Source organism: Pseudoalteromonas sp. CO109Y (assembly GCF_004208935.1).
Taxonomy (GTDB): Bacteria; Pseudomonadota; Gammaproteobacteria; order Enterobacterales; family Alteromonadaceae; genus Pseudoalteromonas; species Pseudoalteromonas shioyasakiensis.
This window is the reverse complement of record NZ_SGPD01000006.1, coordinates 127711-149658: the sequence shown is the minus strand read 5'-3', so window position 1 is coordinate 149658 and position 21948 is coordinate 127711. Positions and strand designations below refer to the sequence as shown.

17 protein-coding genes and 1 pseudogene are annotated in these 21948 nt (G+C 41.7%); 8 read left to right on the top strand and 10 right to left on the bottom strand.

Annotation, left to right across the window (positions count from 1 at the left end; genetic code table 11):
- Positions 1-92 precede the first annotated feature (92 nt).
- Positions 93-1061, top strand: coding sequence for a class 1 fructose-bisphosphatase (locus tag EXT43_RS01635; RefSeq protein ID WP_054561004.1), 969 nt, complete (start codon positions 93-95; stop codon positions 1059-1061).
- 40 nt (positions 1062-1101) lie between these two features.
- Here the strand turns inward: EXT43_RS01635 and EXT43_RS01630 are convergent, their stop codons facing one another.
- The gene (locus tag EXT43_RS01630) at positions 1102-1425 is read right to left on the bottom strand and encodes a hypothetical protein (protein WP_062566462.1); all 324 of its coding nucleotides are present in this window, start codon (positions 1423-1425) and stop codon (positions 1102-1104) included.
- Positions 1426-1468: 43 nt separating this feature from the next.
- On the opposite strand from EXT43_RS01630, the gene EXT43_RS01625 reads away from it, so the two are divergent.
- From EXT43_RS01625 to EXT43_RS01615, 3 genes are all read left to right on the top strand, one after another.
- Positions 1469-1825, top strand: coding sequence for a DUF5522 domain-containing protein (locus EXT43_RS01625; RefSeq protein ID WP_062566463.1), 357 nt, complete (start codon positions 1469-1471; stop codon positions 1823-1825).
- A 180-nt stretch (positions 1826-2005) separates the two neighbouring features.
- Positions 2006-4438 carry a TonB-dependent receptor gene (locus tag EXT43_RS01620; RefSeq protein ID WP_062566464.1) on the top strand — a complete coding sequence of 811 codons (2433 nt, stop codon included), beginning with the start codon at positions 2006-2008 and terminating at the stop codon, positions 4436-4438.
- Between the two features lie 83 nt (positions 4439-4521).
- A complete protein-coding gene (locus tag EXT43_RS01615) occupies positions 4522-6060 on the top strand; it encodes a sulfotransferase (protein WP_130166210.1) in 1539 nt (512 codons plus the stop codon).
- On the opposite strand, the gene EXT43_RS01610 is transcribed toward EXT43_RS01615, so the two are convergent.
- The 7 genes from EXT43_RS01610 to EXT43_RS01580 form a co-directional block, all read right to left on the bottom strand.
- Positions 6035-6874, bottom strand: a complete 840-nt coding sequence (locus tag EXT43_RS01610) for a sulfurtransferase (protein ID WP_063527909.1) — start codon at positions 6872-6874, stop codon at positions 6035-6037. The two genes, EXT43_RS01615 and EXT43_RS01610, sit on opposite strands and share 26 nt — an antisense overlap.
- Positions 6874-7749 (bottom strand): capsular biosynthesis protein, encoded by an 876-nt coding sequence (locus tag EXT43_RS01605; RefSeq protein ID WP_240701459.1) that lies wholly within the window; start codon positions 7747-7749, stop codon positions 6874-6876. Before EXT43_RS01605 ends, EXT43_RS01610 begins: the two co-directional genes overlap by 1 nt.
- Positions 7750-8126: 377 nt before the next feature.
- Positions 8127-8543: a group 1 truncated hemoglobin gene (locus EXT43_RS01600; protein ID WP_171037150.1), complete on the bottom strand. Its 417-nt coding sequence runs from the start codon at positions 8541-8543 to the stop codon at positions 8127-8129.
- A gap of 2 nt (positions 8544-8545) precedes the next feature.
- Positions 8546-9379 carry a DUF3034 family protein gene (locus tag EXT43_RS01595; RefSeq protein WP_058585872.1) on the bottom strand — a complete coding sequence of 278 codons (834 nt, stop codon included), beginning with the start codon at positions 9377-9379 and terminating at the stop codon, positions 8546-8548.
- Positions 9366-11681, bottom strand: a complete 2316-nt coding sequence (locus EXT43_RS01590; RefSeq protein WP_062566468.1) for an EAL domain-containing protein — start codon at positions 11679-11681, stop codon at positions 9366-9368. Before EXT43_RS01590 ends, EXT43_RS01595 begins: the two co-directional genes overlap by 14 nt.
- Positions 11671-12321 (bottom strand): methylamine utilization protein, encoded by a 651-nt coding sequence (locus EXT43_RS01585; protein ID WP_062566469.1) that lies wholly within the window; start codon positions 12319-12321, stop codon positions 11671-11673. Before EXT43_RS01585 ends, EXT43_RS01590 begins: the two co-directional genes overlap by 11 nt.
- A gap of 166 nt (positions 12322-12487) precedes the next feature.
- Positions 12488-13594: a phosphoribosylaminoimidazolesuccinocarboxamide synthase gene (locus EXT43_RS01580; RefSeq protein WP_062566470.1), complete on the bottom strand. Its 1107-nt coding sequence runs from the start codon at positions 13592-13594 to the stop codon at positions 12488-12490.
- Positions 13595-13811: 217 nt separating this feature from the next.
- Here EXT43_RS01580 and EXT43_RS01575 point away from each other — a divergent pair, with 217 nt between their 5' ends.
- Genes EXT43_RS01575 through EXT43_RS01560 form a run of 4 tightly spaced genes read left to right on the top strand, consistent with a single transcriptional unit; the run spans position 13812 to position 17388 of the window.
- Positions 13812-14885 (top strand): CDP-glycerol glycerophosphotransferase family protein, encoded by a 1074-nt coding sequence (locus tag EXT43_RS01575; RefSeq protein WP_240701458.1) that lies wholly within the window; start codon positions 13812-13814, stop codon positions 14883-14885.
- A 16-nt stretch (positions 14886-14901) separates the two neighbouring features.
- Positions 14902-15600 (top strand): ABC transporter ATP-binding protein, encoded by a 699-nt coding sequence (locus EXT43_RS01570; protein ID WP_054561016.1) that lies wholly within the window; start codon positions 14902-14904, stop codon positions 15598-15600.
- Positions 15587-16891, top strand: a complete 1305-nt coding sequence (locus tag EXT43_RS01565) for an ABC transporter permease (RefSeq protein WP_062566471.1) — start codon at positions 15587-15589, stop codon at positions 16889-16891. Before EXT43_RS01570 ends, EXT43_RS01565 begins: the two co-directional genes overlap by 14 nt.
- 8 nt (positions 16892-16899) lie before the next feature.
- A complete protein-coding gene (locus tag EXT43_RS01560) occupies positions 16900-17388 on the top strand; it encodes a DUF3299 domain-containing protein (protein WP_054552700.1) in 489 nt (162 codons plus the stop codon).
- Between the two features lie 35 nt (positions 17389-17423).
- Here the strand turns inward: EXT43_RS01560 and EXT43_RS01555 are convergent, their stop codons facing one another.
- On the bottom strand, positions 17424-18821 hold the full coding sequence (locus tag EXT43_RS01555; protein WP_130166209.1) for an efflux transporter outer membrane subunit: 1398 nt from the start codon (positions 18819-18821) through the stop codon (positions 17424-17426).
- A pseudogene (locus tag EXT43_RS01550) lies at positions 18814-21948 on the bottom strand (efflux RND transporter permease subunit). The gene EXT43_RS01555 and the pseudogene EXT43_RS01550 overlap by 8 nt, the downstream one beginning before the upstream one ends.

Here is a 21948-nt window from a genome sequence, read left to right as displayed (position 1 = left end):
AAAATCAGCTATTTAAGACGAAATTCAGCGCTTGCTAAGACATTCTCTCTCACACTAAAAATGTCTGGCTACAACGTTATCAGGAAAATAGAATGCGTAGACTCCCACCGGTATTGTTAGAAGATGGTTGCCCTCGTGAACTGATCTCATTGATCAGAACGGTACTTGCGGCATGTAAAGAAATTTCATTTCGTGTTGGTCAAGGCGCCCTATCTGGCGTATTAGGCTCAACCCTAGACGAAAACATTCAGGGTGAAACACAGAAAAAACTCGACGTTCTAACTAACCAACTTTTAAAAGATATTTTATTAGAATCGGGCTACGTAAAAGCCATTGCCTCTGAAGAAGAAGATTTCACCGTTGCGGGTAATCCAGATGCCAACTACATTGTTGCATTCGACCCACTTGATGGCTCATCAAATACTGATATCAACTCACTCGTTGGTACGATTTTCTCAATTATGGCGGCGCCTGAAGGGGCTGATCCGGCTGATCCTAGTATTTTTATGCAACCGGGTAAAAACCAAGTTGCAGCGGGTTATGTATTATATGGCCCATCAACCGTGCTGGCGTTAACAACCGGCAAAGGCACACGCTTTTTCACCTTAGATAAAACGCACGGTACCTTCTTATTAACGCAAGATTTTGCAACCGTACCTGAAGAGACTAGCGAATTTGCAATCAATGCTTCAAACCAACGCCATTGGCAACCAGCAATGCAAAATTACATCAATGACTTAATTGCTGGTGATACTGGACCGCGTGGTCGTAACTTTAACATGCGCTGGATTGCTGCAATGGTAGGTGATGTGCACCGTGTATTATGCCGTGGTGGTATTTTTACTTACCCAACCGACACGAAAGATCCAAATAAACCTAACAAATTACGTTTATTATACGAAGCAAACCCAATGGCAATGTTAATCGAACAAGCTGGCGGTATTGCCTCAACAGGCACTGAGCGCATCATGGACATTCAACCTGATGCTATTCACCAACGTGTGGCGGTGATCTTAGGTTCGAAGAACGAAGTGGAAACCTGCTTAAGCTACCATAAATAGCAAGCAGTAAATGCCTTAGGCTGAAAGGTATAAAATTCTTTCAGCCTAAAGTCACTGCTAATAACTTCTTTAGCGTACTTGTACTCAACTCACCCATTTGCTCGTTATTACTTAGCGCATAAATAGCCCCTTCAACGGCACTTTCGTCGATGTCTTGCCTAGACTCTACTACGTTTGCCCAAAGTTCTAATTCATCGATATCTATTTCGCCGTCTATAACACGCTGTAAAACCTGGCAGAAAACATCTTGCGTCAGAGTATAGATACCACCTTGCGTGTCTGGAGTACTGGTAATTACTGAGATTGCCTCAAATCGGTTATCACCAAAGCGGGCAAACTCATCTAATGCGTCTAATTTATCCATTTGCTATGCTTACCTTTTCAATCTCAAAGCATCTTTTTATTTAATGACAACCCTTACTTGCTCACAATGCAAAGCAACGCTTAACTGCCAAGCCGACAATATTAATGCCTGTTGGTGTAATGAGCTGCCCAACATTTTACCACTCGATGAGGCTGCAACAGAATGTTTATGCCGAGACTGTACTATAAAAAAGATCAATTCATTTTTATCTAAACTTTACCAACAGCCTCTTGAACAGCAGCTTGCCTTTGCTAAGCCTTATTTTACTCAAGGTAATTTAATAGAAAATCTCGATTACACCATGCAAAACAACTACATGGTATTTAGCCGCTGGTTCTTTTTAAAACGCGGCCATTGCTGTAGTAATGGCTGTACTCATTGCCCTTATTCCGACAGCTAATCCCTTACAGAGTATTTATTCAATTATTTTGCATTTAATTGCAAATAACGCATGGACGATAAGAATAAAAATACATTATAATTGGATATAAATTCACTAAATCATCAATTTTTAAGCTTAAATCACTAGTAATGTCTATTTTTTAAGCATAAATTTACTGTAACTAAGTCGGAATCAATCATGAACACTTTTAAGCCTGCTCTACTTGCAAGTGCAATTTCTGCAGTTTTAATCAATAGCAATATGGCGTTTGCTGCAGAAGATGCTATCGAAGTTGATAAATCAATTGAAACTATTCAAATTACTGCAACACGACGTGCAGGCTCTGTGCAAGATGCACCGCTTAATATCACAGCGCTCAATGGCGATGTAATTAGCGACCAAAACATTGGCGATCTAGAAGATGTCGCACGCTGGGTACCTGGCTTAACAATTTCTGATCAAGGTGGTCGTGAAGGTTCTCCGATTATCGTTCGTGGTTTGAATACAAATACCTCTGACCGTATTTCTGATAGTGGCACAGTGGCAACCTATGTTGGTGAAATTCCACTGAGCATCGACTTACGTTTAACTGATGTTGACCGTGTTGAAGTGCTAATTGGCCCACAAGGTACACTGTATGGTGCAGGTACTTTAGGTGGTGCAATTCGTTACTTACTAAAGCAACCTGAGCTTGATATCACCGAAGGTAAGATTACAGGCGATGTATTTAGCATTAACGAAAGTGACGGCACTGGCGGTGAGTTTGGTGCTGTATTCAATACCCCGCTAATTGAAGAAAAACTAGCGCTTCGTGCTAGCTTAAATTATTACGATAACCCTGGTTACATTGACTACACTCACGTGGTTCAAGAACCGGGTGTATCAAACCCAAACCCTGACTTTTCAGACAGCAGCGATGTAAATGCCAACTTAAAAAGCGTAAGCGATGTTAACGATGAGCAAATCACCACAGCACGTTTATCACTGCGTTGGCTTGCAACCGAAGATGTTGATGCAACGCTAAACTACTTTTATCAAAAGCAAGAAAATGGCGGTAACTCGACATCGCAATACGGCTCACTTGCTGATAGTAGTGCACTACAAGGTGTCCCAGGAAAGTACGAAAACGTAGCTCGTGTACTTGAGCCTGGTGAAGAAGAAAACGATTTATTAAGTTTAGAAGTAAAAGCAGATCTTGGTTTTGCTGAGCTGGTATCTGCATCTGGTTGGTCTAGCTATGAGCAGTCTGGTCAGCGCGATCAAACTGATCTACTTTACGATATTTGGTCAGGTTATGCCGACTTCCCTTCTTTTGTTGGCTACACGCACGATACCTCAGATCGCGATACATTTACGCAAGAACTTCGTTTAGTTTCAAATAGTAATAGTGCTTTTAGCTGGATTGTAGGCGGCTTCTACAACAAAGTAGAAAGTTACTCTGATGATCGTGAGTACACGCCGGGTCTGACTGAGTACTGGGGTGGTGGTATTCCAAATGTTGAACAAGACCTTGAGTACATTCTAATTTCAGATAGCGAAACCACTGAAAAAGCACTTTTTGGTGAAATCGGCTACAGCATCACAGATCAGTTTGATGTAACTTTAGGTGCTCGTTTTTACGAATACGATGTATCAACAACATCAGGCTCTGCAACGCCGCTTTATTCTGGTGATTTTGATTCACTAGATAACCTTGTTATGGAAAATGTGAGCGCTAGTGATAACGGTAACTTATTTAAGTTTAATGCTAACTATACATTCGATAATGGTGTACTTGCTTACTTTACTGTGAGTGAAGGTTTCCGTATTGGTGGTGGTAACGGTATTGCTCCTTGCCCTGATGTATTACCTGAGCAACAAATAGTTTGTGCCCTGCCAAACGAAGAAGATTACAAACCAGATACAACAGTCAACTACGAGCTAGGCTTTAAGTCATCATGGTTACGTAACCGCCTACACTTCAATGCTGCACTATTTAATGTTGATTGGAAAGATGCGCAAGTAGGTAGTAGCACTGTAAATGGCCAAGAGCTAATTACCTCAAATGCAGGCTCTGCTAATTCGAAAGGTGTTGAACTTTCTACTCGCGCAATGATTGGTGATAATTGGGCTGCATATGCGACATACGCGTATGCAAAGGCTGAATTGACCGAAGATGCACCTTACTTATTTGGTGTGTTAGGCGATGACTTAGCACAGTACCAAAGCTACTATGATGGTGCTAAAGGCGACCGTTTACCGGGCGCTCCTGAGCATCAATTCTCGTTTGGTCTTCGTTACGAGCAAGATGTCTTAGGTGATAAGTTATTAAGTGTAAACTACGGTATCACAGCGCAAAGCAATGTGATCACCAAAGTAGGCCTAAAAGCAGACGGCGAAGTATTACCTGGTTATGCACTAAGTAACTTATCTGCCAAAATTACTGGTGATATGTGGTCTGCAACGCTTTACGTAGACAATTTATTCGATAAATATGCATTCACTTCTGTACGTCGTGATAAGTCTTGGGCAGGTATGTCACAATATACTGAGCTAAACAAAGAACTACCTGAGCTACAGCGTGTTTATGGTCACTACACCACAGCGCCTCGTACTATCGGTATGAAGTTTAGCTATAACTTTGAGCTGTAATTAAACATACCCATAAAAGCCTTGCCACCTTTAGGCAGGGCTTTTTAATACCTGAAAATAATTAATTGGTATACTATGCGCTTATGCTAAATGATACCCAACAAGCGCTTCGCGCTCATATCCAACAGTTGTTAAACAACAAACAACTAACCGATGCACATCACTTACTTGTGCAGCGCCTAAAACAAAATCCTGAAGACCATGTTTGTTACTTTTTACTCAGCGAAGTCAACACCGCAGCTGGCGATATCACCAAAGCGATTAAGCTCCTTGAAAAAGCCCTAAGCCTAGCCCCTTTTGCAGTTTATCATTTAGCACTTGCCAGGTTATACGTACTGTTAGGCAAAGTAAGTAATGCAGCTGTACATTATCAAAGCGCATTACAAACAGCTGACTTTAGTGGCGCAGACTTTGATACATTAGCCAACATTGCGACCCGTTTAGGGCATTATGACGACGCTCTTAGCTTCCAACAAGCAGCCTACCAGCGCAATAAAGATAACCCACAAATTAGCTATAATTTGGCAGTGTGTTATAAAATTCACGGACTGTTCGATGAAGCTAAAAGCTTGCTTCAGCAACTAACCACAAAGCAACCTAGCTTTTATCAAGCCCACTATTCGCAGGCTGAACTCAATACTATTATAGATGCAGAGCAACATATCCAAAAACTACAAGCCTTGGCGGATAAAGAAAAAAGCATTGTTGAACAGCAAGTGTATTTTCATAGTCTTGCTCTTAATTATGAGCACCTAAATGACTACAAAAATGCATTTAAATACTTTGCACAAAGTAAGCAAGCGATAGCCAGTAAACTTAACTATCAAGCAAGCCAACACCACCACTTTTGTCAAAAGCTCATTACGCAAAGCAAACAACAAGCACCTGCAAGTAGTGACTCTGAGTTCTTACCCGTTTTTGTTGTTGGCATGCCCCGCTCTGGCACAACCTTAGTTGAAAAAATCCTTAATCAAAGTACACAACTGCAAGGGGTTGGGGAGTTAAATGATATTGCACAACTCATACAATTCGCCACGCAATCAGCGCGTGTAATAGACAGCGAAATGCTCGATAAGGCATATGAATCTGAGGCAATAAAAACAGCACTGGCTAGCTATCAACAAAGAGCTGAGCTACTAAGTGGCGGCCTAAGAAGTTGTGACAAACAGCCATTTAACTTTTACTATATTGATTTTATTTTAGCGGCTTTTCCTAATGCTAAAATCGTTTGTATGCAGCGGGGCTGGCAAGATTGCAGCATTGCCAATTTTAGACAGATGTATAGCCCGCAAAGTGTGTTTCATCACTACAGTTTTACACTTGAAGATATTGCCTCGTTCTATCAAGATTACTCGGCATTAGTCAGTCATTTTGCCAACAAGTATCCTGAAAATGTTTTTTTGCAAAGCTATGAGCAATTGGTGGCAGAGCCTACTCAACAAACTCAGAAGCTCTATGCGTTTTGTGATTTAAGCTGGCAGGAAAACTGCCTGACTTTTTATAAAAGTAATGCAGCATCAGCCACGGCGAGTAAAAAGCAAATCCGCCAGCCACTGAATAAAAACAGTATCGGCAGCTGGCAAAATTACGCTGAGTTTATTGGTGCGGACCTGTTTCAATAGGTAGGTCGTGACGAGCGCCCCACTCACTCCATGAGCCATCGTAAACACGTAAGTTAGCGTAACCGCATTCATCGGCACACAATGCAATTGCACAAGCGGTTACACCTGAACCACAACTAAACTGCAACTGGGTGTGATGCGGCGCTATGTGTTGTTCAAATAATGCCTGCAATTCGCTAAGGGGTTTAAGCTCACCGTTATTTAGCACTGTTGCTAGAGATAAACTGCAACTATTTGGAATATGGCCACTGCGCATACCTTCGCGCGGCTCAGCGTGTTCACCGGTAAAGCGCTCATAAGGGCGAGCGTCGAGTGTTAGTGTGCTTTGTTCGTCAAGTGAGTTAAGTACTTGCTCAGCATTGATAAAGTAATCAGCGCGCGGGCTGGCAACAAAGTTGCCTTGACCAGTAGCGGCTGAATAGCTTGCTTGTGTAGCAAAACCAAGTGCCAGCCACTTAGCTAAACCGCCACTTAAAACTTTTACGTTATCAAAGCCCATGGCTTTAAACATCCACCACGCACGCGCTGAACTGAATAAGCCTTGGTCTTCATAAATCACAACTAGAGAGTCTTGGTTAACACCAGCAAGCTGCATATGTTCTGTGAACTGCTCGCTACTGCACATCATGCTTGGTACAGGGTTACTGTTATCTGCCAGCGTCTTTTTGAAATCAAAACGCTGTGCATTAGGAAGCATAGCCTTAGGCGCATACTCACCCGGTAAACCAGGACGTACCATTCCTGCATCGAAGATAACCAAGTTATCCTGGCTTAAATGCTCGTTTAACCATTCTGGCGAGACGATGTTCTTCATTAGCTTTCCTTTTGCGATAACTGTGCAAATGTATCTTGTTGAGTTAAGCGCTTTTCGACCGCTTCAACATGCTCAGTTGTACATTCTTTCCAAACACCAGGCAAGCAATACACATGCTTTAAGTAGGTAAAAAACTTATCTCTCAGAATACTGTTAGACTGCCAGCCATTTTGTAGTTTTTCTAAGCACTTAATCAAAGTCGCTTGATCACTCGCGTGTAGTACAAGCTCATCAATGTTGTAACAAGCAAGCCCTAAGGTAATCACTTTTTTATCAAGTAATAAAGATTCTAAGCCAACGGTCGAGTTAATAGTGATCACGGCTTCAGCGCCATTGATAAGCTCTCGAGTACAATTTCCGTTAGCAAAAACGGCAACATCATTTCTATCGTACAAGTGCTCATAGTGCTTATGCCATGAAGGATGTTCTTTAAAAACGACTTTAAGTTCTGGATCATTTAACTGTTTTACAGCTGAAACAACAGCATAGTAATACTCTTCCATTGACTTAAGCCATGGAGAGTAGCAAGCTATTTGAGTATCGTGTGGAACTTGAAATGGCACAAATAAGTATTTTTTGGGTAACTCGATTGCGTCAAACTTACAGCGCTTTTTATGATTCGCTCTTGGAATTAAATCAGGCGCAGAAAATGGCAACTTCCCCTGCGGATCAAAGTTTAAATAGAATTGACTATCTCGCGGTACAGAAGCCGCAAAATTAATACCTTTTGGATCTAAGCTTGTTGTTCCGGGCAGTAACCCATTTTCATAGTAATAGGTGGTCACTCCTAAAGCCTTAGCAGCCATACAAACAGTAACATTCGGTAATTTATTACCATTCCAAATGACTAAAGCTTGTGGCGATTCTGACTTCAATAAATCATAATACTTAGCGAACCGACACCGCTCCACAAGCAGCATCAAAGCAGAGTAACTTTTAATTATTAGCGGGTTATTCCATAAACTATTACGCGCTTGTTTCCGTAATAGTTGCTCCGCAATTATTTTACTAAAATCATACTTAGTCGTATTTTTGATGTATTTCAGAGCACCAAATCTTGGTACCCCCATCGTGTGCACTTTGCAATTTAAGGGTAACTTCTCAATTAGTTCTTTGTAATAGCGGGCGTGTACATTATTGCGAGAGATAAATAGAAAAGACATGCTTTAAGCCATACATTAAATAATTCTGTTGAAGTTTAAGGACTACAGTCAAAGAATGCAATAAAGTAAAAATTTAATATAAACAATAGCTAAATATCAATTACCTCAGGGCGAAGTGGTGCTAAGCGACTAAGGATTTTATTTTGTACCGTTTGCGGGATCTGTTGTTCGTCCATAGCATTAATCAAAAGCTCTACCACACGGTTAAAGTCTTTTTCAGGGATATTCATTCCTGTGTGGATATCAACCATATTGTCGCCTTTGTATTCACAAGGACCGTTGGTGACGCTACACAAATGAGTAATAAAACCTTGTCGAAAATGGGCGACATTCGTTTGTTTAAAATAAGCTAAAATTTGTTCGTCACGGCCTATTTGATTAATAAAACTATCAACCAGTTTTTCAACTCCTTGTTCGCCATTAATTTGCTGATACAAGGTGCTATTGTTGCTACTTGCACAACCAACTAACATAACGGCAAATACAAATGTAAAAAGTGTTTTCATCATTACCAATACCCTGTTACAGAAAGATACCAACCTGTTTGATCCTTAGCCCCAGCAATACTTCCTAAGTCTAACCAAGCAGCAGTCACGCTAACATACTTATTAGGAAACCAAGCAACAAACACATCCTGCCAATCTTGCTCCCCTAAGCCTAGGTTATTGGACTTTTCACGATACTCAACACCAACGGCTATTTGGTGGGTTAAAAACACAGCTGTCGATGCTTCAAATAACAATTCTTTATCGCTATCAGGGCCGCCAAAGCCTAACAAGCCAAGCTGATTAGCATCGCTATAACGAAAGGTGGTGTTCCAAAACCAGTTATACCCAGCAAGCGCGCCCAAATGTAATTTACTAGCAGCAAGGTATACATCGGTACCGCTGGTATCTTTGGCGCCGAGTAAGTTTGCGATACTGCCGTCATCAAGTGATTTATGTTGTACACCCAAGCTCAACTGCGGCCATTTACTGTAAACGATATCGCCGTATAAGCGTACTTTTGCCCCTGTAATTGATTGCTCAATATCGGTATTTAATGCGGGAACTTCGAAGCGTTGCTCTGCGTAACTAAATTCAACGCGATCATAAATATTTAGCTGCGCGCCACAAACATCTAAGCGGTAATCACTCACATCAGCGCGGCTGCAAAAACCATTTATTGCTATTTCATCATCACTTGCATAGCCTGCAAGCTGCGCCCAAGGGACAATACCACCACCCGCACTACCTTCAACTTGTGAGACACCAGGCGTTGCTAGTAATTTACCCGATGCAGCTAATCCTGAACTTGCAAAACCGAGGCAAGCCAGACAAAACAACCAATTAAGACGCTTCATTGTACACCTCTAACCACTGCAAAAACTGCTCTGATTTTAGTGGCCTACTTAAATAATACCCTTGTGCATAATCGCATTTATTTTGCACTAAAATATCCAGTGAATTTTTGTTCTCAACCCCTTCAGCAACAACCGAAAAGCCCAGCTGATGACCTAGAGTCACCGTCGATTGCACTATGTATTGATCTTGACGTGACTGATCTAATTGCAAAATAAAACACTTATCAAGTTTTAGCTCATCAATCGGTAATGACTTTAAACGCCCAAGCGATGTTTGCCCTACACCATAGTCATCCAACGAGATTTTAACCCCCAAGGTTTTGAGGTTTTCTAGCGCCTTAATACCTTGCTCTTCGTTCTCAATCATATCGCGTTCTGTAAGCTCAATTGTGATCAAGCGCCCATTAACAGCATGTTTTTCTAACTGTTTAGCAAGGTGCGAGTAAAAGCTTGGGTATGCAATATCTTGCGCAGAGACATTAATTGCAGCCTGCATAGTAATACCTTGCTGTTGCCATGCTGCAACTTGCGACACTACGGTTTTAACAACCCAAGAAGTTAACTCAACAATCACCCCCGATTGCTCTGCTAAATCAATAAACAGTTCTGGTGAAACCCACTGACCGTCTTTGCGCTGCCAGCGGATTAACGACTCAACTTTATCAATGCTATTAGTTTTAATATTTAGTTTTGGCTGATAGGTCATGAACAGCTGACCGTCATCATCAACAAGGGCTTGCTTAAGTTCATCAATTATTGCAAGGCGCTCAAGATGCTCTTCGTCTTCACCTTCTTGATAATAATGAATAGTTTTATGCTCGCAAGATGCGGTATCAACAGCAATTAACGAACGACGCATTAAGTCCTCAGGGCTGACATTTTGCGAAAGGCAATGCACCACCCCAACACTAAAGCGTAACGTAATATTTAAGCCTTGAATTAAGTAGCCAGCCTGTAACTGAGCAACTAACTTCATTACCGCATCTTTAAACTGTTTCGTTTCATCTGCTGGCAATAAAGTTAAAAACTCATCACCGCCAATCCGAGCATTAACACCATTATGATGAGCTGAGTATTCACCAATACGCTCAGCAACCGCTTTTAAACAATCATCACCAATACGCGGACCTAATTTATCATTGATATGACGAAGGCCGCGGATATCTATAGCAACCAGTGTGTACTCAGCTCCTTCGGCAAACAAGTTTTCCATATTTTCCAACATAGCAGAACGGGTATAAAAACCGGTTAATGAGTCATGGCTAGCTTGAAAACTTATTTGCTGTTCACGCTCTTTGATGTCGTTACCCATGTTGTTAAAGGCATCAATTAAAGTGGTGATCTCGCTACTTTGCTTTTTACCTACAAATTCAGCTTTATAATTGCCACGGGCAAATTGCTGTGCAAGTAAAGTAAGCTTTGAAAGCGGTGTTGTGAGATTTTTAGCTAAGATACCACTGGTCAATACGCCTATCACAACCGTAATAGCAGCAAGCACAATAATGGTGAAAAACAGCTGTTCAAACTCACGATAACTCTGGGTTAAATCAGCACTTAATAGCACAGAAACTAGGTGTCCGGGCAAAGATGGAAGTTCAACCAGGCGGTTTCTATAGACCGGCTTTTCACCAAATATGCGCTGCGTTGTCTCGTTATTAAAATGCGCTAATACAGAGGTGCTTTGTGGTTGCTTGGTCAGCGATGTTTCTACAACACCATCATCTTCACCAATAAAACTCACATCCATTGTGGTGAGGTTTTTAAGCTCTGCAGCAACAAGGTCGTTAATCTCGAATCCCACTAAACTGTAGGCAACAGTTCGAGGTGCGCGCACCGGCAGTAAAATAACTTGGTAAAGGGTTTGATCAAGTACAATGAAATTTGATTGCTCAGCATCAATGAGTAATTCATTCATCAATGCAGAAAACTCATCTGGCCTATGATTAAATTCAGTATTTGCTGAAACCAATTGCCCTGATAAATCCACAAGCAACATCAAATCAGCATTTATTCGACGACTGTGGTTATTCAATACACTACTAATGGTATCGGCGTCTTGAGTTGCGACCGCTTGTTTAAAGCCAAAATCTGCGGTTAGGACCTTTGCAGCCGTTAATAGCAGGCTCTCTTTAGCGCTTAAATATTGCTTAAAAACATTTTCAGCAACATTAATATCTTCACGTAGCTTTTGATCGTTAAAGCGATTTGTCGACCACCAAGAGCTCGCTAAACTTACTAAACTAGTTAATAAAACCAGGCTTACGCATAAGGCTATGATCCGCCCTCTTAAACTATGAATCATTATCTGCCTTAAACATCTCACCAAACGTATTACGCGGTGCAGGTTCATTCGTATTAATTGTAATATCAGCGACTTGCTCAGTTACAGTGACTGATAATTTTTTATTGATTTCACTTGCTTGGTTTGGGTGCCAAATCGTTATGCTAGTTGGAACAGTAATACCTTTTAATTGTACTTTGCCATCCTCTGCTGTTTTTAGTGTATTAGCGCTATTTGCGACATAGATATAACCCACCATAGAGTCGTGAATATTACAGCCTAAGACTACAACTCCGCTGTTATCAAACAACTCTGGTTTTTCTGGACGGTCAGCGTAAAGCTTAATATTAAATGGTTTAGCACTTGAAAAAGAATAAACATGATGGCGGATATTATCGCTATTAGGAAAATCAACAGACTGCCCTTGTTGTATCACCAATACATTAGGTGAAAATTGTTTATCAACCTGGTCCATTATCGCTATGGGTAATTGCGTGCTCGGTGAGTTCGCATTATTTTCTAATTCGATGACAGCATCAGCCAAAGGCTTACCAAATTGATCACGAACGGTAAATGAAATATCAGCAGCGAATGCAGTTGCTGCGCTGCACAGAACTACAAAAGAACATACCGTGCGAGCACAGTGCGCAAAAAACGTCATAATTGAACCTTGCTTAGCCTAGTTTGCTAATAAGTATAGATTAATCTTAGCTTAAGTTAATGAGAGAGGGTATGAAAAGCAAGAAAAAGCCAAGCAGTTTTACTAGAAAACCAACTTGGCTTTAATAATATTGACTTAGAGCATATCTAAGTTAAAAAAATAGCAATTAATTGTGCTTAATTAAGCCGTATTCTTTATCTAAAATAGCGATTACTTCACTACGTGGGTCGCTTGGAATAGTAATTTCTTGACCAATGATTTTACTCGCAATGCCAACGTAAGTATCAGACACTTCAAGCATCACTGATTCTGGCAAGGTATAGTCTTTAGCAAGCTGCTCACGCTCGTCCATGCGGTCTTTATTTAATAACACATCGCTGTCTGGCACGTTATTAATTAATAGCTGGCGGAAACCCTCTTTTGAGTTTTCAATGATTTTACCGTCACGGTAAGCTGGGCCATCCCAGATACGTGACGAATCAGGCGTACCCACTTCATCAATGTAGATAAGCTTATCTGAACCATCAATGTCTTCAACATAACCAAATTCAAATTTAGTATCGACAAAGATTTGGTCTAGCTGTGCAAGTTCATCACTGATCAGCTTAAAACCTTCAACAAGTAGTTGCTCATATTTAGCGACATCGTCTTCAGACTTGAAGTTAAAAACAGCTAAGTTATTGGTGATGTTTTCACGGGTAATGTTCACATCATCTACTTCAGGAATATCAGCAACACCGGTGATAATGCCTTTCGTTGATGGCGTAATTAACACTTCATCTAGCTTTTGGTTCGCAGCTAGTCCCTCTGGTAAATCAATACCACAGAAATTACGCGTGCCTTTCGCGTAATCACGCCACATACTGCCAGTAATATATTGGCGAGCGATGGCTTCAACTTTTACAGTACTTGCTTTACGCACAATCCATACATAAGGGTGTGGAATATCAACAATATGGTTACCAGCAAGGCCTGCTTTATCAAATAACTTAAACCAATGAGATGCCACAGAGTTTAGCGCGATGCCTTTACCAGGCACACCATTTAAACCGTTTTCACCTTGCCAAATACAATCAAACGCAGAAATACGGTCAGAAATAACCATAATAGCTAGCTCAGTTCCTTTTGGAACTTGATAACCTTTTTCATTAATTAAACGAGCGCTGTCTTCATCAGTTAACCAATAAACTGAACGCACTTTACCACTGTGTACCGCACCTTTAGTACGGATCGGTAAATCATCGTTTACGTCTAAAACTTTATAGCTAGTCATGCTATCTCCGATAGTATTTGGCATGCTCTTGTGAGCACATGTATGGGATTGGGGTTATGGCCGACTATAATAATCTAGACGCTTTGAAAGCTCAATCATTGCACTATCATCAGCAGCCTGCGGATGTAATAAAAACCATAAAAATTTAAACTTTCAGTAATTTTGCTGTCATAAACATTATTTCGCTATACTAGTGCCCTCGAAATAGGAGGTTTTCTTGAATTACTTAGCAGCTACCGCAGAAAAAAAATATTTAATGTTTATTTCGCAGAACTATTCGTACGCGATCTTACGCCCATTGCAACGGGAGATTTTAGCTCGTGGTGGTGAAGTTAAATGGTTTTTCTATGGTGATGAAGTTAATCAGAACTTCCTTCGTTCAGATGAATCGTGTTTAGAAACTATAGATGATGTAATCCAGTGGCAGCCAGACATTTCATACATTCCCGGGAATGTAATTCCAAACTTTATCCCAGGAAAAAAAGTAGCTGTTTTTCACGGCTTTAATTCTGGAAAACTAAATCGAAAAGGATACGAAGATCATTTTAACATCCGAGGCTGCTTTGACCTGTATTGTACCCAAGGCCCTAATACAACTTCTAAGTTTGAGAAACTAGCTAAAAAGCATGGTTTCTTTTTAACTAAAGAAACAGGTTGGCCTACTCTAGATCCATTATTTTCAAAAATAGAAAACAATCCATACGTAGATGAAGGCGATAAAAGGCAAACTCTTTTAATTTGTTCGACTTTTTCAAAACGCCTGTCTCTTGCACCTAAATTATACGAACAAATAAAAGCGTACAGTGAGCAAGGTAAATGGCGAATTTTGGTGCAATTTCACCCGAAAATGCCAAGTGAGCTTGTTGAACGATACAAGGCTCTACAAAACGACAATCTAACTTTTGTCGAGACAGATAATGTACTACCACTCTTACAAGCTGCTGATGTCATGCTGTGTGATACCTCATCTATTTTGCTTATGTTTATCTTACAAAGAAAACCCGTCGTGACGTTCTGCAACCAAGCACCTGGCGAACACCTTATTGATGTCACAGATGTCAATAAACTAACTGAAGCGATTGATTATGCCTTCACACGACCTGCTGAATTAATGGCGAAAATTGAGCACTTCTGCCAGCAACTGCATCCATATCAAGACGGCTTATCGAGTCAACGTGTACTTGCTGCTAGCAATGAATTACTATTGAGCAACCCTGCACTTAAGCCGAAACCACGTAATTTTATTCGTAATTTTAAAATGCGTAGAAAATTAAATTACTGGCGATGGTAACAATTCATAGGTCGTTATGATCACGCTTGAAAATGTGCTTTTTAAATGGCACGCAAAACAACCCGAGCCGACGATCAATATTACTAAGCTAGATATTGATCAAGGCGAACATGTTTTTCTTCACGGTCCGAGTGGTTGTGGTAAATCAACGTTATTATCATTGCTTGCTGGCGTCACAGTACCAACACAGGGCAATATCGAGCTGCTTGGTAAAGCGATTAACCAACTTAGTAATAGTAAACGGGACCGTTTTCGTGCCGACCATATTGGCTATATTTTTCAAAACTTTAATTTACTACCTTATTTATCGCCTATTGAAAATGTGACTTTGGGTTGCCAATTTTCAAAGCAAAGGCAAAAAAACGCATTAAAAAATAGTGCAACAATAGCCGCTGAAGCAAGCCGCTTACTGAGCGCTTTAGGGCTAAATGATAACTTGCAGCATCAAGCAGTTGCACAGCTGAGTATTGGCCAGCAACAAAGAGTTGCCGCAGCGCGAGCCTTTATTGGCAGCCCTGAAATTATTATTGCAGATGAACCTACCTCAGCACTCGACACACAAAATCGCCAAGCATTCGTAAAATTGTTATTTGAGCAGGCAAGCGCAGCAAATAGCACGCTAATTTTTGTTAGCCATGATGAAACATTACAAACGCTATTTACCCGCAGTATCAGCCTTGTTGAGTTACAAGGAGGCACAGATGCTACTCATTAAACTCGCCACAAAAAGTTTATTAAACCGAAAGGCCAGCGCCCTACTCACCCTATTTACCATTGCTATCAGCGTAATGTTATTGATGTCGATTGAGCGGGTTCGAGTTGATGCTAAAAGTAGCTTTAGCAATACAATTTCTGGCACTGATTTAATTGTCGGTGCGCGTACCGGTGATATCCAGTTGCTGCTGTCTTCGGTATTTCGCATTGGTCATGCTAATAATGGCGTGAGTTGGAAAAGTTACCAATACATATCAGGGCAACGGGGAGTGAAATGGGCTATTCCTATGTCACTTGGCGACAGCCATAAAGGTTTAGCTGTACTTGGTACAAATAAAGACTATTTTGAGCACTATCGCTTTGCTAAAAAGCAGTCGTTGAGCTTTTCACAAGGCCATGAATTTAATCACTTATTTGAGGTTGTATTAGGTGCTGAGGTTGCCAATACTCTTGGCTATCAGCTTGGTGACGAAGTGGTGATTGCGCACGGCATGGGCAATACCAGCTTTCATAATCATGACGATAACCCATTTAAAGTGGTCGGTATTTTAAATCCAACGGGCACACCTGTTGATAAAACCCTGCATATTCCACTTGCAGCAATTGAAGCGATTCATGGTGGTCATGCTCATCAGCATGAAGCCGCTCAGGCTGATGCAAATGACCACGACCACGACCACGACCACGACCACGACCACGACCACGACCAGCATGATGATGTTGATTTAGTTGGCACACCAAAACAAATAACCGCTTTTTTACTTGGTTTCGATTCACCACTTTATACCTTACAAGTGCGTCGTAATATTAACCAATACAAAGATGAGGCACTGCTAGCCATCATGCCGGGAGTTACTTTGCGTGAACTATGGGAAATGCTCTCTATCGTTGAAAAAATCTTGCTGTTATTTTCTATCGTCGTGGTGCTGATCAGTTTGCTTGGCATGTTAACGAGCCTGCTTTCAAGCTTAAATCAACGCCGCAGAGAACTTGCTATTTTGCGCTCTGTTGGCGCAAGACCTTGGCATATTTTCACCTTGATCAGTGTAGAATCATTACTCATTACAGGGCTTGGCTGCATTGTTGGTATCGCATTATTCTATGCTTTAATGCTACTCGGCGCAGATTACTTGCAAAGCCATGCCGGAATAAGCCTAAATATAGCCTTATTGTCATCCTATGAACTCATGCTTTTAGCTGCGATAATGGTTGCAGGCTTTATTGTTGGGTTAATTCCCGCAACTCGCGCGTATTTCTACTCTCTTGCTGATGGTATGAGTATTAAAATTTAAGGAATGTTATGCCGTTTTTTCGAAAATTCGTCGCTTTAGTCGCATTAGTTGTGTGTGCTGGAGCTAATGCTGGCGCACCTAAAGAAATCTTCTGGGAAGATTTAATTCCAAAAGGTCATGTGCAAATCGATACCCAAGCGCAAGCAAACCATGAAGGCTCAGAACAAAACTGGGTGCAACCAGACCTTGATGCTCCCGTGGTAAAAGAACTTAATGGTCAATCAGTAAGTTTGCCTGGTTTTGTTGTTCCCCTTGAAGGCGACAGCGAAGTGATCACCGAGTTTTTATTGGTACCTTACTTTGGTGCTTGTATTCACGTACCACCACCACCGCCAAATCAAATTGTGCATGTCACGATTAAAGACGGCGTACCAATCGAAAGCCTATACGATGCGATTGTCGTGACTGGCGTTATCAGCACCGAAACCTGGTCTGGTGAAATTGCTCAAGTCGGCTATAAAATGAAAGCCGTTGGTGTAGCACCATTTGAGTTATAAGTTTTTAAAGAGCATGCTTTTGCATGCTCTTTTAATTAATCTACCACTTTTTCTTTTTCCAGTTCCTGTTCGCTTAATTCATACCATCCGCCACCAAGTGCTTTATAAAGCGTTGCTAGGCTTTGCAGACGATCATTCTTTGCCTGCGATAAAGCTATTTCTGCCGAAAATAACTGGCGCTGTGCATCCATTAAATCAAGGGAGCTGGCAACACCATTGCTATACCTAAGGCGTGCTAAGCGATAGTAATCTTGGCTACTGAGCACCAAGCTCCTTTGCGCATCATAGCTTTGCTCTGCCGACTGATAGTTCGAAAGCTGATTGCTCACTTCTTGCAGTGCCACCAGCACTGTTTTTTGGTATTGAATACTTGCCTGATAAGCTCGTTGTTCCGCCACCGTTAAATTTGCCTGATTGCGTCCCATATTAAATATTGGCATTAACAGCTCTGAGCCCAGCAACCAAACCTGCGAATTACTGGCGAGCAAATCACTAAAATCAGTACTTTCACTGCCAAGCTCTGCATATAAATTAAGTTTTGGAAATAAAGCCGCTTTTGCGACTCCAATCTCAGCCATGGCCGCTTGCCATTGATACATTGCTTGCTGCACATCTGGTCTACGCTTTAACAGTTCACTAGGTAGTCCTGTAGGTAATTGCTTAGGAAGGGTTTGTACAGATAACTCATTCCCCCCTTGCACATCAGCATTGGCATCACCAATCAAAAACTTTAACTGATTAATAATCCGCCTTTCACTGTGCAGTAATGGCGGGATCTTCACTTTCGCTGATTCTAATTCAACCTCGGCTTGGCGTTGTTCTAGCCCTGAAATAATACCGCCTTTTTTACGAATACGCGCAATTTCAAGCTCTTTCTCACGAAGCTTAATTGTACTCAGGCTAATTTTTAATTGCTCTTCTACTTCTTTTAGGGCAAAAAACTGCTGCGCCACATCAGCAATCAAGGCGAGCTGCAAGGCATTTCGGGCTTGCTCTTGGCTATAATAATTTGCCAGTGCAGCTTCGCTTGCGCGGCGGTTACTGCCAAGTAAATCTAGCTCCCAACTTAAGTAACCTTTTAAATCAAATGTATTTTCGGGGCTGCTATTAAGCTCTTCTTCTCGCTCTGAGGTAAAGCCTATGCTTACATCTGGCCATAAAGCGGCATCGGTAATCCGATACTGAGCTCGCGCTTCAATAATTTTCGATTGCGCAATTAACATATCTTGGTTGTTAAGAAGCGCTTGGCTAATTAGTTTTTGCAAATGTGGGTCGTTATATATTTGCTTCCAGCCCGCTAAAGCCTGCGACTGTGGCGTTGCTGTTGCGCCCATAAAATTAGCAACTTCTCTATGATCAGGTATTTCAAAATCTGGCCCTACAGCACAGCCATGAATACAAGCGAAACAAAGCAATGGCAACAATTTATGCATCGACTTGCTCCTCTACTACTTTAGAGGCCAGTATTGGCTGTTTTTTCACAAAGCGTGCAGCAGTAATAAAAAACAGCGGCACTAATATAATGCCAATAGAACTTGCCAGTAACATTCCCCCTAAAATAGGCATAGATACCGACTGCCGACCAACGGCGCCGGGGCCAGAGGCAAGCACTAACGGCAAAACACCAAGCACAAAAGAGGCTGCAGTCATTAATATGGGCCGAAAGCGAGAACGGGCGGCTTCTATTGCTGCATCAGTGGCATCCATCCCCTCCTGATAAAGCTGATTTGCCACTTCAACAATCAAAATTGAGTTCTTTGCAGCAAGGCCGATCAATGCAATAAATGCGACTTGGAAGAATAAATTGTTTTCATGCCCCGTCACTAAGGTCAATACTGCGGCTCCTAACATGGCAATCGGGCTTATTAATAGAACCGCAAACGGTAAACTCCAACTTTCATAGAGCGCCGCTAAAAATAAAAATACAAACACGATAGCAAGGCTGATAGCGATACTTAGCTGCCCCGATGAGCGAATTTCTTGATAGGTTAATCCTGTCCATTCATAGCCAAGGTTAGGCGGTAGTTTTGCCATTTCTTCTTTAATTACGTTAATTACATCTCCCGATGCATAGCCTTCAGCTGGCGATACATTCACCATGGCACTGGTAAACATATTAAAGCGATTTATTGCAGACGGACCGGTTGTTAAATTTAACTTAGCAAGCACATTTGATGGCACCATAGCGCCATTTTTTGAACGCACATAAAATTCGTTGAGGTTTTCAGGGCGTGCCCTAAATTCATCTTCAGCCTGAACTTTAACCCGATAAACCCGGCCAAATAAGTTAAAGTCATTAATTGTTGATGAGCCAGTAAGCACCTTCATTGTGCTGTAAACATCGGCAATCGGCACCTCTAATGCCATGGCTTTTTCTCTATCTAACTCTAAAAATAGCTGAGGTACTGAGCCACGCAGTGAGCTACTTGCTTTAGCAACTTCAGGGCGGTTATTTAAATTTGCCAGCAGTACCTCGAGCGATTCAACCAGACCCGTTAAGTTGCCTCCTGTTTTTTCTTGCAGCGCAAACTCAACACCAGAGCCCGAACCAAGCCCCGCCACAGCCGATGGCTGAAACACATTAAATTCAGCATCGGGAATGGCGTACAGCTGCTTACGAATATCATTCATCACACTCGTGACCGTAAAACCTTGCTCTGCACGCACTTGCCAAGGCTTTAAAATCACCTCCATTTGACCATGTGATTGCGCACTACCAGCACGGCGGTTTTCACCTGCTAGCGTGAATGAATAAGCCACCCCAGCATGGCTCATAACAAATTGGTTAGCTTTACTTATCACCTCATTGGTACGTGAGACCGTTGCCGCATCTGGCAAGGTAATATCAACAAAAAAGCGTCCTTGATCTTCTTGCGGCATAAAGCTACTTGGTAATTGGCTGAACACAAAGTAACAGCCACCTATCATTATAAAAAAGCCAATATAACTACGTTTTGCTTTTTCAGAGCATGCCTTTACAAGCCAGGTGTATTTTTCGCCAACACCTTCAAGCCAGTTATTAAATTTATTAAAAATCTTATTGTTTGATGGGGCACTAGGTTTTAAGAAAATCGCACATAAAGCAGGGCTTAAGGTTAACGCAACTAGGGTCGAAATGAGTACCGCAACGGTAATTGAAATCGCAAATTATCGGTACATAATGCCCGTAATACCGGCTAAAAATGACACCGGCACAAACACCGCTGCCAGTACTAAAGAGGTTGCTACTATGGCGCCAGAAAGCTCTGTCATCGCTTGCTTAGTAGCAGCAACTACCTCCATATTTTGCTCATTGATCAGTCGCTCAACACTTTCGACTACGACAATCGCATCATCAACGACGATGCCGATTGCCAATACCATAGCCAATAAACTGACATTGTTAATGGTAAAACCAAATGCAGCCAATGCGATAAAGGTGCCCACTATCGAAACCGGCACAGCTAACGCAGGTATTAAAGTTGTTCGCCAGTTTTGCAAAAATAAATACACCACTAAAATCACTAAGATCAGCGCTTGAATAAGGGTATTGATCACCTCATTAATCGACAGCTTGATAAACTCAGATGCATCATAAAATAACTGCCATTTCACTCCCTTTGGAAAAGCCTCGCTCAGACGATCCATCTCAGCCTTAACACGCTCGGTAACCGCTAATGCATTAGAGCCTGGTAACATATAAACCTGCAAAATAGTGGCGGGCTGTTCATTAAGTTTTGAGTTTAAGGTATACGCAGACGACGCCAGCTCAACCCTTGCAACATCTCGCAAACGGATCATCGAGCCATCACTGTTAACTCGCAGCATAATGTTATTAAATTCATCAACCTTATTAAGCCGTCCTTGTGCCCGCACCGGAAAATTAAGCTTAATTGCATCGCTCATTGGCTGAGCCCCGATCTCCCCAGCAGCGGCCTCTTTATTTTGTGCTTTGATTGCTGCGGTCACATCATTCACGGTTAATTCGTAACCCGCTAAAATATCGGGCTTTAACCAGACCCGCATAGCATAAGAACGCGAGCCGGTGTTACGCACTTTACCAACCCCCGGAACACGCTTTAAAGCCGCCTCAACATTGATGCTGGCGTAGTTACTCAAATAGATTTCGTCATAGCGAGGATCATCAGAGGTCAGTGCCAGTTTCAACAGCTCAACGGAACTTTCATTAGAGACATTCACCCCTTCAGTTTGCACATCAACAGGTAAATTACTGCCTGCTTGGCTTGCGGTGTTTTGCACATCAACAAGGGCGAGATCTGGGTCGGTGCCAACATCAAAGGTGAGTGTGATCCCAACACTGCCAGAGTTAGTTGCCTTTGACTCCATATACAACATATTCGGCGTGCCATTTAATTCTTGTTCAAGAGGAGTGGCTACCGACTCAGATGCGGTCTCAGCCGTTGCGCCAGGGAATGAAGCAGACACTTTAACCGACGGCGGAGCAATATCAGGGTATTGATCAATCGGTAGAGTAAAGAGCGAGACCAAGCCTGTGAGTAAAATAACTAACGAAATAACGATAGCAAACACTGGACGCTTGATAAAAAAATGCGAAAACAT